The organism is Ottowia beijingensis (assembly GCF_013423955.1).
Taxonomy (GTDB): domain Bacteria; phylum Pseudomonadota; class Gammaproteobacteria; order Burkholderiales; family Burkholderiaceae_C; genus Ottowia; species Ottowia beijingensis.
Genome location: NZ_JACCKX010000001.1, coordinates 1,404,034 through 1,418,659 on the forward strand (window position 1 = coordinate 1,404,034; position 14,626 = coordinate 1,418,659).

11 protein-coding genes and 4 pseudogenes are annotated in these 14,626 nt (G+C 67.1%); 9 read left to right on the forward strand and 6 right to left on the reverse strand.

The window, feature by feature from the left end; genetic code table 11:
- Positions 1-214: 214 nt before the first annotated feature.
- From H0I39_RS07045 to H0I39_RS07070, 6 genes and pseudogenes are all read right to left on the reverse strand, one after another.
- The gene (locus tag H0I39_RS07045; protein ID WP_180550039.1) at positions 215-1,069 is read right to left on the reverse strand and encodes an ABC transporter ATP-binding protein; all 855 of its coding nucleotides are present in this window, start codon (positions 1,067-1,069) and stop codon (positions 215-217) included.
- 63 nt (positions 1,070-1,132) lie between these two features.
- Positions 1,133-2,436: pseudogene (locus tag H0I39_RS07050) on the reverse strand (ABC transporter substrate-binding protein).
- A 222-nt stretch (positions 2,437-2,658) separates the two neighbouring features.
- Positions 2,659-3,721 (reverse strand): annotated as a pseudogene (locus H0I39_RS07055) (branched-chain amino acid ABC transporter permease).
- A gap of 166 nt (positions 3,722-3,887) precedes the next feature.
- Positions 3,888-4,804, reverse strand: a pseudogene (locus H0I39_RS07060) (branched-chain amino acid ABC transporter permease); the annotation flags it as partial.
- A 19-nt stretch (positions 4,805-4,823) separates the two neighbouring features.
- Positions 4,824-5,609: an ABC transporter ATP-binding protein gene (locus H0I39_RS07065; RefSeq protein ID WP_180551720.1), complete on the reverse strand. Its 786-nt coding sequence runs from the start codon at positions 5,607-5,609 to the stop codon at positions 4,824-4,826.
- 61 nt (positions 5,610-5,670) lie between these two features.
- Positions 5,671-7,604: pseudogene (locus H0I39_RS07070) on the reverse strand (AMP-dependent synthetase/ligase).
- A 469-nt stretch (positions 7,605-8,073) separates the two neighbouring features.
- On the opposite strand from H0I39_RS07070, the gene H0I39_RS07075 reads away from it, so the two are divergent.
- Genes H0I39_RS07075 through H0I39_RS07115 form a run of 9 tightly spaced genes read left to right on the forward strand, consistent with a single transcriptional unit; the run spans position 8,074 to position 14,448 of the window.
- Positions 8,074-9,555 carry a hypothetical protein gene (locus H0I39_RS07075; RefSeq protein ID WP_180550040.1) on the forward strand — a complete coding sequence of 494 codons (1,482 nt, stop codon included), beginning with the start codon at positions 8,074-8,076 and terminating at the stop codon, positions 9,553-9,555.
- Positions 9,552-9,989, forward strand: a complete 438-nt coding sequence (locus tag H0I39_RS07080) for a response regulator transcription factor (protein WP_180550041.1) — start codon at positions 9,552-9,554, stop codon at positions 9,987-9,989. Before H0I39_RS07075 ends, H0I39_RS07080 begins: the two co-directional genes overlap by 4 nt.
- Before the next feature lie 2 nt (positions 9,990-9,991).
- Complete coding sequence (locus H0I39_RS07085) at positions 9,992-11,014, forward strand: YaiO family outer membrane beta-barrel protein (RefSeq protein ID WP_180550042.1); 1,023 nt, start codon at positions 9,992-9,994, stop codon at positions 11,012-11,014.
- A complete protein-coding gene (locus H0I39_RS24000; RefSeq protein ID WP_373368267.1) occupies positions 10,927-11,205 on the forward strand; it encodes a YaiO family outer membrane beta-barrel protein in 279 nt (92 codons plus the stop codon). The genes H0I39_RS07085 and H0I39_RS24000 overlap by 88 nt, the downstream gene beginning before the upstream one ends.
- On the forward strand, positions 11,174-11,938 hold the full coding sequence (locus tag H0I39_RS07095; protein WP_180550043.1) for a HEAT repeat domain-containing protein: 765 nt from the start codon (positions 11,174-11,176) through the stop codon (positions 11,936-11,938). The genes H0I39_RS24000 and H0I39_RS07095 overlap by 32 nt, the downstream gene beginning before the upstream one ends.
- Positions 11,887-12,255, forward strand: coding sequence for a HEAT repeat domain-containing protein (locus tag H0I39_RS07100; RefSeq protein WP_180550044.1), 369 nt, complete (start codon positions 11,887-11,889; stop codon positions 12,253-12,255). Before H0I39_RS07095 ends, H0I39_RS07100 begins: the two co-directional genes overlap by 52 nt.
- Positions 12,255-13,373 carry a glycosyltransferase family 2 protein gene (locus tag H0I39_RS07105; protein ID WP_180550045.1) on the forward strand — a complete coding sequence of 373 codons (1,119 nt, stop codon included), beginning with the start codon at positions 12,255-12,257 and terminating at the stop codon, positions 13,371-13,373. The genes H0I39_RS07100 and H0I39_RS07105 overlap by 1 nt, the downstream gene beginning before the upstream one ends.
- Positions 13,334-13,825, forward strand: a complete 492-nt coding sequence (locus H0I39_RS07110) for a hypothetical protein (protein ID WP_180550046.1) — start codon at positions 13,334-13,336, stop codon at positions 13,823-13,825. Before H0I39_RS07105 ends, H0I39_RS07110 begins: the two co-directional genes overlap by 40 nt.
- Positions 13,747-14,448: a Crp/Fnr family transcriptional regulator gene (locus H0I39_RS07115; RefSeq protein WP_180550047.1), complete on the forward strand. Its 702-nt coding sequence runs from the start codon at positions 13,747-13,749 to the stop codon at positions 14,446-14,448. Before H0I39_RS07110 ends, H0I39_RS07115 begins: the two co-directional genes overlap by 79 nt.
- Positions 14,449-14,626 lie beyond the last annotated feature (178 nt).

Below are 14,626 nucleotides of genomic sequence, written 5' to 3' on the forward strand. Positions count from 1 at the left end.
GCTGGCAGCTGTTTTCATCCACATATCTCGATGGAGCCGGAATGGCCCTCACCCCCGCCCTCTCCCAGCGGGAGAGGGGTTTCATGGGGCGCAAGCGCCGCGCCTGCACACAAGCCATTCGCACTGCAAAGAACCCATTTCTTGGCTGCTTCTTCTGCGTCTTCTGCGAAACCTTGGCGTCCTCTGCGTCCGGCTGTTCGGCTGTCCGGCTGCTTCAAGCCAGCCACCGCTTGCGCCGCTTGTAGCTCTTGACGTCCTTGAAGCTCTTGCGCTCGCCACCGCCCACGCCCAGGTAGAACTCCTTGACGTCCTCGTTGCTGGCCAGGTCGCTGGCCTTGCCGTCCATCACCACGCGGCCGCTTTCCATGATGTAGCCGTAGTCGGCGTACTTCAGCGCCATGTTGGTGTTCTGCTCGGCCAGCAGGAAGGTGGTCTTTTCCTTGCTGTTCAGGTCCTTGACGATGTTGAACACCTCTTCCACGATCTGCGGCGCCAGGCCCATGCTGGGTTCGTCCAGCAGCACCATGTCGGGATTGCACATCAGCGCGCGGCCGATGGCGCACATCTGCTGCTCGCCGCCCGAGGTGTAGGCCGCCTGGCTGGTGCGGCGCGTCTTCAGGCGCGGGAAGTAGGCGTAGACCTTTTCCAGGTTGCGTGCGATCTCGGCCTTGTCGGTGCGGGTGTAGGCGCCGGTGAGCAGGTTTTCCTCGATCGTCAGGTGGGCGAAGCAGTGGCGCCCCTCCATCACCTGCACCACGCCGCGCTTGACCAGATCGGCCGGCGTGAGCGCCTCGATGCGCTCGCCCTTGTACTCGATGCTGCCCTTGGTGACCTCGCCGCGCTCGCCCTTGAGCAGGTTGGAGATGGCGCGCAGTGTGGTCGTCTTGCCCGCGCCGTTGCCGCCCAGGATGGCGACGATGCCGCTCTTGGGCACCGTGAGCGAGACGCCCTTGAGCACCAGGATCACGTGGTTGTAGATGACCTCGATGCCGTTGACAACGAGCAACGGCGCCCCCGCGCCGGCAGGCGCGGCCGCCGTGGCGGGGGCTTCGGTGACAAGCTGGCTCATGCAGGCTCCAGAACAGATTCAGTACCGGCGGCGCCCGCCGAAACGGGCGCCGCCCTCGGCCCCTTACTTGCAGTCACGCATCTTGATGTTCTTTTCCTTGGCATACCGCTCGCCGTACTCCTTGACCAGCGGCTCGACCAGCGACTTGTCGGCCTGGTACCAGTCGGACACCACCTTCCAACCGCTGCCGTCCCACTGCGCGATGCGCGCCCAGTCGGTGCCCAGGTGGTTGGTGCAGCTGGTCTGGATGGGACGCAGGATCTTGCCAAAGCCCAGCTCGTTCAGGCGCTCCTGCGTCAGGTTCAGGTTCTCGTAGCCCCAGCGCACCTGCTCGGACGTCATCACCTTGCCCTTGCCGAACTTCTCTTGCGCGGCACGGATGGCCTCCACCTGCAGCATCGAGATGACCATGCCACGCGTGTGGGCCATGGCGCCCAGTTCCTTCGGGTCCTTGGCAGTGCCCTGGCCCTTGTCATAGAGCATGGCCTTGACGTCGTCATGCACCTTGTCGCGCTCGGCCGTGTTGTGGATGGTGGCGGCGTTGTAGCCCTTGGCACCGGCGCCGATGTCCTTCACGTCGTGGTCGGAGCCGGCCCACCAGATGGCGTAGATCTTCTCGCGCGGGAAGTTGGTCGCCTGTGCCTCGCGGATGGCGGCGGGCGTCATCACGCCGGCCGACCACAGCAGCACGTAGTCGGGGCGCTGCTGACGAATCTGCAGCCAGGTGGACTTCTGCTCGACGCCGGGCGCGGTGACGGGCAGCATCAGCAGCTGAAAACCCTCCTTTTCGGCGCGCTTTTGCAGCAGCGGGATCGGCTCCTTGCCGTAGGGCGAGTCGTGGTAGACCAGTGCGATCTTCTTGCCCTTCAGGCTGCCCTTCTCCTTCTTCAGGATGTCCTGGATCATGGCGTCGGCCGCCGTCCAGTAGCTGCCCATGAAGGGAAAGTTCCACTCGAACACGCGGCCGTCGGCCGACTGCGACAGGCCGTAGCCCATGGTGATGATGGGCATCTTGTCGCCCGCCGCCTTGTCGGTGAGGGCGAAGGTGATGCCGGTGGATTGCGTGTCAAAGCCGGCCGCGCCCCGCCGCGGTTCTTCAGGCGCTCGTAGCACTCCACGCCCTTGGCGGTGTCGTAGGCGGTCTCGCACTCTTCATAGGCGATCTTCACGCCGTTGATGCCGCCGCGCGCGTTGACCAGCTTCAGATAGTCCTGCTTGCCGTCGGCCCATGGAATGCCCAGCGGGGCGAACTGGCCGGTGCGGTACACCAGCAGCGGGATGAATTGCTCCTGTGCGAACGCAGCGCCGGAGCTGAGCGTCGAGGCCGCGACCACGGCGGCGGCGATCAAGGTCTTGGAAAGCTTCATGGATGTCTCCTTCGGTGTTGATTGAAGCAACGGAAAAACGACTCAGCGAAACGACCGGATGTCAGGGTGAACCAGAGCAGGGATCAAGCACCCCCACCACCGATGGCCGCGGAGCAGGCCAGGCCAGCGAACGCCGTGGCCGGACCTGTGCCGGCCACTGGCGTTGCCCCTCCTCCGACAGGAGAGGAGGGAAGGCGCGAAGCGACTCAGGGAGGTGCATATTTAGTGAGGGAACGGCCACACGCGCAGCTTCTGGCGCGCCGTGGACCAAAGGCGTGCCAGGCCGTGCGGCTCGACGATCAGGAAGAACACGATCAGTGCGCCGAAGATCATGTGCTCCAGGTAGGTGGCCGTGGCGGTGGACAGGGGCAGGCCCAGCCAGTGCGGCACGTAGTTCAGAAACAGCGGCAGCAGCACGAAGAACGCGGCGCCGAACAGGCTGCCGACGATGGAGCCCAGCCCGCCGATGATGATCATGAACAGCAACTGGAACGAGCGGTCGATGCTGAACGCCGCCGGCTCCCACGCGCCCAGATGCACGAAGGCCCACAGCGCCCCCGCCACGCCGACGATGAAACTGCTGACGCCGAAGGCGCTGAGCTTGGCGTACATCGGGCGGATGCCGATCACGGCGGCGGCCACGTCCATGTCGCGGATGGCCATCCACTCGCGCCCGATGGCGCTGCGCACCAGGTTCTTGGCGGCCAGGGCAATCAGGCACAGGATGGCCAGGCACAGCAGGTACTTTTCCATCGGCGTGTCGATCTGCCAGCCGGCGATCGACAGTTGACCGGCGCTCACCGAGCCGGACGAGGAGTGGTTGGTGACCCACGCCGCGCGGCTGGTGAGCCAGTCCATGAAGAACTGCGCCGCCAGCGTGGCCACCGCCAGGTACAACCCGCGGATGCGCAGGCTGGGCAGGCCGAACACCATGCCGAACACCATGGCGATGAGCCCGCCCCCAGCAGCGCCAGCAGCAGCGGCATGCCGTCGAAGCGCGCCTGCAGGTTGAAGGCGGCATACGCCCCACAGCCATGAAGGCGCCGGTACCCAGCGAGATCTGGCCGCAGTAGCCGACCAGGATATTCAGCCCAAGCGCGCCCAGCGCCATGATGACGAAGGGGATCAGCATCGCCTGGAACACGTAGTCGGTGGCCAGCATCGGGACCACGACGAAGGCCAGCACCAGCACCGCGAAGATGGCCACGCGGTCCTGCGCGATGGGAAATATCTGCTGGTCCGCGCGGTAGCTCGTCTTGAACTGGCCGTTTTCTCGGTAGAACATGGCTTGTCTCTCTTCTCGCCGCCGCTCAGACGCGATCGATGATTTTTGGCTCCGACCCGCTTCGCTTAACCCTGCTGACGCAAAGTGAGTCTTCGCCGAAAAATTCTTTCTTCGCGGCAAGCCGCGAAGCCCCTTCGGTGCTGTCATCGCGAATTTCATACGCGATCAATAATTTTTCGCCGAACAGGCCTTGCGGGCGCACCAGCAGCACACACAGCGCCAGGCCGTAGGCGAACCAGGTCTCGATACCCCCGCCGATCATCGGGCCGAGGTACACCTCCGACAGCTTCTCGCCCACGCCGATGATCAGCCCACCGATGATGGCGCCGGGCAGCGAGGTGAGGCCGCCCAGGATCACCACCGGCAGTGCCTTCAGTGCCACCAGAGAGAGCGAGAACTGCACCCCCAGCTTGCTGCCCCAGATGATGCCCACCACCAGCGCCACCACACCGGCCACCGACCACACGATGACCCACATGCGCCCGAGCGGAATGCCGATGGACTGCGCGGCCTGGTGGTCGTCGGCCACCGCACGCAGAGCGCGGCCGGTCTTGGTCTTCTGGAAGAACAGCGTCAGCGCCGCCACCAGCACCGCCGCGATGATGGCCGAGTACAGGTCCTCCTTGCTGACCAGCACACCACCGTCGAACAGGCCCTCGAGGATGAACACCGGCTCCTTGGGCATGCCCACGTTGATGCTGTAGACGGCGCTGCCGAAGATCATCGGCCCCAGGCCGTCGAGCAGGTAGGCGATGCCCAGCGTGGCCATCAGCAGCGTGATCGGCTCCTGGTTGACCAGGTGCCGCAGCGCCAGTCGCTCTACTGCGTAGGCCACGCCGATCATGATGACGATGCTGACCACGATGGACAGCAGCACGCTGATCACCCCTGCTCCATGCCGAGCCAGCGCGGAATCCACTCCGAGAAGCGCGCCATCGCCAGCGCCGCGAACAGCACCATCGCACCCTGCGCGAAGTTGAACACGCCACTGGCCTTGAAGATCAGCACGAAGCCCAGCGCGACCAGCGCGTACAGCATGCCGGTCATCAGGCCGCCGAGCAGGGTTTCGAGAAAGAATCCCATTTGTCTTGTCTCCGCGCGATCAGTGGCTGGTACCCAGGTAGGCCCGGATCACGTCTTCGTTGTTGCGCACTTCATCCGGCGTGCCGTCGCCGATCTTCCTGCCGTAGTCGAGCACCACCACGCGGTCGCTGATGTCCATCACAACGCCCATGTCGTGCTCGATCAGCACGACGGTGGTGCCGAACTGCTCGTTGACGTCGAGAATGAAGCGGCTCATGTCCTGCTTCTCCTCCACGTTCATGCCGGCCATCGGCTCGTCCAGCAGCAGCACCTGCGGCTCCATGGCCAGCGCTCTTCCTAAGTCGACGCGTTTTTGCAGGCCGTAGGGCAACTGGCCCACCGCCGTCTTGCGGTGCGCCTGGATCTCGAGGAAGTCGATGATCTGCTCGACGAATTCGCGATGCCGGATCTCCTCCCGCTCGGCCGGGCCGATGCGCAGCGCCTGCAGCAGGATGTTGCTCTTGATCTTGAGGTTGCGACCCGACATGATGTTGTCGAGGACGCTCATGCCCTTGAACAAGGCCAGGTTCTGAAATGTGCGCGCCACACCCATCTCGGCCACCTGGCGCGAGTTCATGTGGCTGAAGGTCTTGCCGCGGAAGGTGATCGAACCTTCCTGCGGCGTGTAGACACCGTTGATGCAGTTGAGCATCGACGACTTGCCGGCGCCGTTGGGGCCGATGATGGCGCGGATCTCGTGCTCCTTGACGTTGAACGAGATGTCGGTGAGCGCCTTCACGCCGCCGAAGCGCAGGCTGATGTTCTGGATGTCCAGAATCACGTCGCCGATATTTTTGAGCCCAATTGGCCTTCAGCGCTTGCGGGACGGGCGCTGGTAGCTACCATTTCAGGAGCATTCACATCACTCATGCCGCGCTCCTCACAGGGGCGAAAGTCTTGGCATCGAGGATCTGCAGATTGGCCGACACCTTGCCGGTGCGCCCGTCCTCGAACTTCACCGCGGTCTCGATGAACTGCTCGGCCTTGCCCGAATACAGCGCGTCGATCAGCACGCCGTACTTCTCGGCGATGAAGCCGCGGCGCACCTTGCGCGTGCGGGTCAGCTCGTCGTCGTCCGGGTCCAGTTCCTTGTGCAGCACCAGGAAGCGCTGGACCTGCGTGTCGGCCATGCCTGGCTCGCTGGCCAGGTCGGCGTTCACCTTCTCGACGCAGTCCTTCATCATCGTCAGCACCTCGGGCTTGCCGGCCAGGTCGACGTAGCCCGCATAGGGCAGGCCCTGGCGCTCGGCCCAGTTGCCCACGGCCTCGAAGTCGATGTTGATGAAGGCGCAGACCTTGTCGCGCTCATGGCCGAAACACACGGCTTCCTTGATCTGCGGGAAGAACTTGAGTTTGTTCTCGATGTAGTTGGGCGCGAACATGGCGCCGCCGGCCATCTTGCCCACGTCCTTGGCGCGGTCGATGATGATGAGATGGCCATCCGGGTCGAGCACGCCCGCGTCGCCGGTCTTGAAGTAGCCGTTCTCGTCGATCACCTCGGCCGTGGCGTCGGGGCGCTTGTAGTACTCCTTGAGCACCGAGACACCCTTGACCAGCACCTCGCCGTTGTCGGCAATCTTGAGTTCGATGCCCGGCGCGGCCTGGCCCACGCTGTTCAGCTTCACCTGGCCGTTCTTCTGGATGCAGACGTAGGCGCAGGTCTCGGTCTGGCCATACAGCTGTTTGAGGTTCACGCCGATGGAGCGGAAGAACTTGAACAGCTCGGGCCCGATGGCCGCACCGGCCGTGTAGGCCACGCGGATGCGCGACAGGCCCATGGCGTTCTTCAGCGGGCCGTACACCAGGAAGTTGCCCAGCGCGTACATCAGGCGGTCGGCGCCGCCCACCGGCTTGCCGTCCAGGATGTCGGAACCCACGCGACCGGCCACGGCCATGAACCTGCGGTGCATCCACTGTTTGAACTTGGCCGCGTCCTCCATGCGGATCGACACCGAGGTCAGCATGCCCTCGAACACGCGTGGCGGCGCGAAGTAATACGTCGGGCCGATCTCGCGCATGTCGATGCTCACCGTCTCGCTCGACTCGGGGCAGTTGATGGTGAAGCCCGCCACCAGCCACTGCGCCAGCGAGAACAGGAAGTCGCCCACCCAGGCCGGCGGCAGGTACGACAGCACGTTGTCCTTGCCCGTCAGCCCGTCGGTCAGCACGCCGCCCTCGGCCGAGCCGATGAAGCTGGCGTGCGTCTGGCACACGCCCTTGGGGCGCCCGGTGGTGCCCGAGGTGTAGAGGATCACCGCCACATCATCGGACTGCACCTGCGCCACCGAGTCGTCGAACAGCTGCGGATGCGCCTGGTCGTGCTGGCTGCCCAGTGCCATCAGCTCGTCCACGCTGATCAGACCCGGTTGGCTGTAGTTGCGCATGCCGCGCGGGTCGTCGTAGATGATGTGCGTGAGGCCGGACACCGACTCGCGCAGTTCCAGCATCTTGTCGACCTGCTCCTGGTTCTCGGCGAAGGCGAAGTGCACCTCGGCGTCTTCCAGCACGAAGGCCATCTCGGCCGCCACCGCGTCCTGGTACATCGGCACCGGCACGCCGCGCAGTGCCTGCACGGCAATGAACATCAGGTACAGGTGCGGGCGGTTGTCGCCCACGATGGCCAGGTTCTGCCCCGGCGTGAAGCCGAGCGCCGCCAGGCCCGAGGCCAGGGCGCGCACGTCGCCCAGCGCGCGCTGCCAGCTCCAGGTCTGCCAGATGCCGTATTCCTTCTCACGCAGCGCCGGATCCTGCGGGCGCTCGCTGGCGTGCTTTTGCAGCAGGCGGGGAATGTGGTCGCCATGAGGGCGTTGTCTCCTTACGCTGTGCGACCCGGTACTTCGCCGGGCCGCTGAATGAGTTCGATGGTACGGCGGCACTTTGACGCCATGTTGTCGTTTGGACGACAATTGATAGCCGTTTTGATCCGGTCTTACCTAACCGCCGCCGCGTGCCCCAGGGCTGCGCGACGATGCCCAACCCCTAGAATCCCGAGCTCCCGGCGCGTCGGGTCATTGGCTTCGATGTCGCCTCCACCCTGAACCATGAACACGGTCGCGTCTTTGCTTCTTCTGTTGGGCGGATCGTTGCTGGCGCTGGCTTCCATCGCTCAGGCGGGCATCCTCACCGTGTGCGAATCGATCGACGCGCACCCACCGTCTGCCGCAGCGCCTGTGCAGCAACGCTTTCTTGAAGCGGACGGACGGCAAATCACGCTGCGGCTGTCAGATGTTCCCCTGCCGGAAAACGCGCGCGCCTGCAGCGCGACTGCCTTGCCCATCGGCGGCGCCGACGTGGCCTGGAGCACCCTGGTTTCCCGCCAGGACGCTCTCCGGCTGAAAGCAGGCATTGGCCTTCAAGGTGTGGTCCAAGGCCAGAAGCTGGAGGTCAGCGATCTCATCGCCATCGCTGCACCAGACAGCGATCCCACGGCTTCGCCAGAAACGGTCTTGGCGCCACCACGCCCCGTCTGGCGCGCCTTCGGCAGCGAGGAACGGGCGCGCGTCGACGGCGAACTGCTGATCTGCGCGGCGGGGCTGGCGCCCGCCGGGTTCGTCTGGATGCCCGAAGACGGCTGGCCCGGTGATCGCCCGCACCATCTGCTGTTGCAGGCCAACGGACACGGCCAGGTGACCTGGGCCATCGCCGATGCACCGCGCCAGCAGCGCGAGGTGCCCCTTGTGCTCGGCACCTCGGCCCTGGGGAATGCGTTGCGCACTTCAAGCTTCGAGGTTCCCGCCAGCAGCCAGCCCTGGCGCGCGCTCTCGGTGATCTGCCCGCCGGAGGGCGCGCGCATCAACATCGCCGCGCTTGCGCTGCGGCCGACCTTGCCGCAACGCGCGGGCTGGGTATGGTCACCGGCCATGTGGAGCGACACGCCGGAGCGCATCTGGACCTTGCAGGAGCGGCATCGCCTGACCACGGTGTTCATCACCGTGCCGACCGAAGGCGCCCAGGTGCGCAACGAACCATTGCTGCGCGACTTTCTGGCACGCGCGTCCGAGCGCGGCCTGCGCGTGTGGGCGGTGATTGGCGACCCGGCCGACGTGCTGCCAGCGCAGCAAGCAGCGCTCGTGCAGCGCCTGCAGGCGTACCGCGCCTACAACCGCGATGCACCACCGGACGCGGCGCTGGCAGGCGTGCAACTGGACATCGAGCCCTACCTGCTGCCCGGCTACCGGCTCGATCCCGCTGCCTGGCGCGACCGCTATCTGCAACTCGCCGCCCTGGCGCGCCAGACGCTGGGTGACGGCTGGCCACTGGATCTGGTGGTGCCCGTCTGGTGGGGCAGCGACCCGCACTGGGGCCCCAGCGCGCTCGACCGGCTCGCCCCACTGGGCGTGAGCCTGACGATCATGAACTATCGCACCGACCTGCAGGCGGTGCGCAGGGGGCGCAACCTTTCCTGGCCTGGGGCCCGCCAGGGCCGCAAGGTCACCATGGCGCTCGAATACGGCCCCATACCGGATGAAGTACGACGCCACTACCAGCCCAGCGCGGACGGCGGCGAATTGTGGCTGCTGCCCGTGGGGCCGCACTTCGCGCTCGTGCTGCTGAATGACGCGCGTGCCGGCTTGCCTGGCCAGTCCTTCCGCTTCACGCACCAGCGCGCCTTTGCCGGCGACAACATCAGCTTTGCCGGTCGCCCCGAGGCCCTGGCCGCCGCCGTGGAAGCGCTGTCGCCCGACTGGTGGCCCTGGCCCAGTTTCGCCGGCGTGGCCCTGCATGGGCTCGACGGCACCCCTGACCAATGACGCCCGAGCAAGCATCCGCCCCGCACGGCAGCCCGCCGGCCGCATCCGCCGACCGAGGACTTCAGGTGCTGATGGTGGAAGACGATGGCCTGGCCGCCGACATGCTGCGCTTCATCCTCGAGCGCGAAGGCTATGTCGTGACGCATGCAGCGGATGGGCGTCTGGCACGGCAGGCCATCGAGCAGTCGGCACCGCCAGCACTGGCGGTGCTGGACATCGACCTTCCCTACCACGACGGCTTTGAGCTGATCGAAACCATTCGGGCCGACGCGCGCTGGCGCGACGTGCCGATCCTGATGCTCTCGTCCAAGGGGACCGAGCTGGACATCGCCCGCGCGCTCGATGCCGGCGCCGACGACTTCATCGTCAAGCCCTTCCAGCTGGAAGAGCTCAAGGCCCGGGTGCGGCGACGCATCCGCGTGGCGCGGCCATGACGATGACACGCGCGCTCCTGGCGGGCCTGCTGGGCTGGGCGCTGCTGGCCTGCAGCGGCACGGCCATGGCCGCCCCGTCGGGCGAGCAGCTCGAGAGCGACGCGCGCCAGCGCCTGTCGGTCCATCCGGACGACGAAGCCGCCCGCTTCGATCTCGCGCGCGCACTGAGTTGGCAGCAGCGCTGGGATGAAGCCCAGCCGATCTACGACGAGCTGCTGGCACGCGCGCCCGACAACACGGACTACCTGCTCGGCATGGCCCAGGTCTGGCGCGGCCGCGGCCAGCCGCGCGCAGCCTTGCCCCTGCTGGGCCGCGCCCGCGCCCTGGCACCGGCGTACCAGGATGTCTGGCGCGCCGAAATCAGCGCCCTGCTCGAAACCGGCGACCCGGCGTTGCGCGACCAGGCGCGCACGCTGCGCGAACGCGCGCGCCACGCCTTTGCTCAAAGCGGGTGGCTGTTCCCGGCGCTGGACAAGCCCGCGGCCGAAGTGGCGCTGGGCCGCCTTGCACGCGCGGGCTTAACCGGCGCCCGGCGCACCGTGGTCGAGCTGAGCGGCTCGCACGACGCGCTGAACGGCGGCCGCGGGGACTGGCAGGTGGTGCAGCTCGCGCTGGAGCAGCACCTGGGCGAGCGGCGCCTCGTCTATGGCAGCGTCGAGCACGGGCGCCGCTTCGGGCTGCGCGACGATTTCGCGCAACTCGGTGGCCTCGTTCCGCTGGCACCGCTGACCACGCTGCAGATCGAAGGCGCGTTCAGCCCGACCCACCGGGTGCGGCCGTCCAACCGCCTGCTCGTGCAGCTGCAGCACGCGCTACCGCGCGGCTGGGAGATCGGCGCTGGCGCACGCATCGCGCGCTATGATTCTGGGAGCTCCTACCAGGCCAACATGGGGTCGAACACTATCGGGGCCAGCAACGGCTTGGCTACACGCTGTTCATGGGAGCGCCCGAGGGCGCGCGTGCGGCCCTCGCGCACCGCTTGCAATGGGCCTACCACCGCACCGACCGCGACTGGGTGGGCCTGACCGTGGGCTGGGGACGCGAGACCGAACACGACGGCAACCGTCTGCAAACGCGGCCCTTCCGGGCGTTGGGGCTTTCGGGTCGGCATGAACTCTCAACTCAATGGGCGTTGATCTGGGATGTGGGATGGAATCGCTACCGTCAAGGCTACGCTCGAACGGGTGTCCGCCTGGGAGTACGGCGGACTTTCTGAGCCTTCGGTCGACGCGCTGCTGACCGCATCCGCGCTGACCTTCGGGCTGTCGGCCCTGCTGCTGCTGGCGACGGCCGGCGTGCACGTGCTGGCGCGCCGGCAGCAGCGTGCGCTGCAGCAGGTGCGCGCCCGCTGGAAGCCGCTGTTCTTTCACGCCATGTCGGGCGCACCGCAGCCGCTGCCACCATGGTCGCAGGGCGATGCAGGGGTGGTGCTGCACCTGTGGCTGGAGATCACGGAGCTGGTGCAAGGCGCCGCACGCGAACGCCTGGCAGCCCTGGCGCAGGAGCTGCGGTTCGAGAAATCGGCGCTGACCTGGCTCGGGCACCGGGCGCTGCACCGGCGCATGCTGGCCGTCAGCGTGCTCGGGCGCATGCGCGCGCGCGAGGCGCTGCAGCCGCTGGAGCGCATCACGCATGAGCCCGACCCGGTGCTGTCGCTGATGGCCGTGCGCAGCCTGCTGCAGATCGATGCGGCGGGCTTCCTGCCCCACTTCCTGCCGCAGATCGCGCTGCGGCCCGACTGGCCGCTGGTGCGCATCGCGGCCATGCTGGCAGAAGTCCCGACCGAGGTGCTGCACCCCTGTTCCGCCAGGCGCTGCAGGACCACCATAGCGGCAGCGCGGCGCGCCTGCTGCGCCTGCTGCGCACGGCCCGCATCGACGGCGACGCGCCCACGCTGGTGCGCTTTCTGCACCTGGTGCAACCGGCGGACGTGCTCGAGGCGGCGCTGATGCTCACCCGTTCGCCGCAGCTGGCGGGCGCCGTGCGCGCGCTGCGCGGCCACCCCGACGCACGCGTGCGCGTGCAGGCCGCGGCCGCCCTGGGCCGCGTCGGCACACAGGATGACGCCCTCGGGTTGTCGATCATGGTGAACGATGTCGAGGGCGAGGTGCGCTATCAGGCAGCGCGCGCGCTGGCGCAGCTGCCCGGCCTGCCGGCTACGCACCTCGCCGCGCTGCATGCCGCCGTGCCCGCCGGCCCGGGCCATGCCGTGCTGACGCAAGCGCGCGCCGAACACGCGCTGCGCGCAGCGGGCAAGGAGGCCTGATGGAATGGCTGAGCGCCCTGACCGGCGCCATCGACGCACTCGTCGGCCCGGTGTTCCTGGCGCTGCAGTGGGTGCTGCTGGCCTACGTGCTGGTCCTGCAATTCGCCACCGTGGGCCTGTGCTGGTTTGCCTTCAGGGCGCTGCGGCGCTATCGCGACCGGCGCCGCTTCAACCTGCTGCCGCTGTCGCATGGCGAGTTCAACCTGCCTATCAGCCTGCTGGTGCCGGCCTACAACGAGGCGGCGGGCATCGTGGCATCGGTGCGCTCGATGCTGCAGATCGACTACCCGCGCTACGAGATCGTCGTCATCAACGATGGCTCGAAGGACGGCACGCTGCAGGAGCTGATCCGGCACTTCGGACTGCAGGTGTTTCCCGAAGCCATCGACCAGCCGCTGCCCTGCGCCGAGATACGCGCCATCTACCGCTCGCGCCGCTACCCCAACCTGCGCGTGGTGGACAAGGCCAACGGCGGCAAGTCGGATGCGCTCAACGCCGGCATCAACTGCGCCCGCCACGGGCTGGTGTGCGTGGTGGATGCGGATTCCATTCTGCGGCGCGATGCGCTGTCGCGCGTGGTCAAGCCCTTTGTCGACGATTCGCGCGTGATCGCCTCGGGCGCCACCATCGCCATCGCCAACGGCTGCCGCATCAGCGGCGGCCAGCTCGAACGCATCGACCTCGGGCGCGGCTTTCTGGCGCGCATGCAGGTGCTCGAATACATCCGCGCCTTCCTCATCGGCCGGCTGGGCTGGACGCTGCCGAACACGGTGCTCATCATCTCCGGCGCCTTCGGCCTGTTCGGCCGGCGGGTGATCATCGAATCGGGCGGCTACCGCACCAACACCATCGGTGAGGACATGGAACTGATCGTGCGCCTGCACGAGCGCTACCGCCTGCGTGGCGCGCCCTACCGCATCGCCAGCGTGCCCGAGCCGCTGTGCTGGACCGAGGCGCCCGAATCCCTTTCGGTGCTGCGCAGCCAGCGCACCCGCTGGCAACGCGGCCTGGCCGAAAGCCTGATGCTGCACCGCCGGCTGCTGCTGCACCGCGCAGCGGGCAACTGGGGTGGATCGCCATGCCATTCTTCGTCGCCTTCGAGCTGCTCGGCCCGGTGATCGAGCTGTTCGGCTATGTGGCGCTGCTGGTGGGTGCGGTGCTGGGCTGGGTGCAGTGGACGGGCTTTCTGGCCATGCTGCTGCTGGCGCTGTCGCTGGGTTTCATGATCTCCGCGCTGGCCCTGCTGCTGGAGGCGCTGGCCTCCGGCCTGTACCCGCGGCCGCGCCAGATCGCGGTGCTGGCCGCCATGGCGCTGGCCGAGAATCTGGGCTACCGCCAGATGGTCAGCCTGTGGCGCCTGCAGGGCCTGTGGCGCTGGATGCGCGGCAAGCAGCAGGTCTGGGGCACCATGACCCGCACAGCCGCGCTGGGCGAGGCTGCCGGCCCGCCCGCGCCCGCCCCTGATGCCATCCGCCTCGACGCACCGCCCGAATGCCCTCCACCCTGCACGAACGCCGCCGCCTGCTCAGTGACGAAGAACTGGCCGGCGTGCCCTGGCTGTCGCACCTGAAGCCGGCCGAGCACGAGCGCGTGGTGGCCGAGCTGCGCATCAGCGAGGCCGCGGCGGGCGACGTGATCTGCCGCATGGGCCGGCGCGCCACCTACTGGTTCGGCGTGGTCGACGGGTTGCTGAAGATGAGCACCGAGACGGCCGATGGCCACAGCATCACCTTTTCGGGCCTCACGCCCGGCGGCTGGTTCGGCGAGGGCACGGTGATGAAGCGCGAGGCCTACCGCTACAACATCCAGGCGCTGCGCAAGAGCCACGTGGCGGGCCTGCCGGTGGACACCTTCCACTGGCTGCTCGACCACTCCATCGGCTTCAACCGCTTCGTGATGAACCAGCTGAACGAGCGGCTGGCGCACTTCATCCTTGCCATCGAGGCCGACCGCACGCCCAGCCCCGAACAGCGCGTGGCGCGCAACCTGGCGGCGCTGGTCAACCCGGTGCTGTTTCCCGGCGTGGGCGGCGTGCTGCGCATCACGCAGCAGGAGCTGGCCTACCTGGTCGGCCTGTCGCGCCAGCGCGTGAACGAGGCGCTGAAGGCGCTGGCGGCGCAGGGCCTGCTGCAGATCGAATACGGCGGGCTGCGCATCCTCGACTTGCCGGCGCTGCGGCACCAGACGTTCTAGGGCATCATCAAAAACACCTGACCATCAAGCAAAAACAATAGCTGCTCGCGCCTGATATACATACATTTCAGCATCATTTGGCTTGAAATCCATACTGGACAAGCGCGAGCCACTATTAAGATTGAACTGACTCTTTCATCGCCACCATGACCCAGCCCCCACCTTCCGCCGCGCGCCG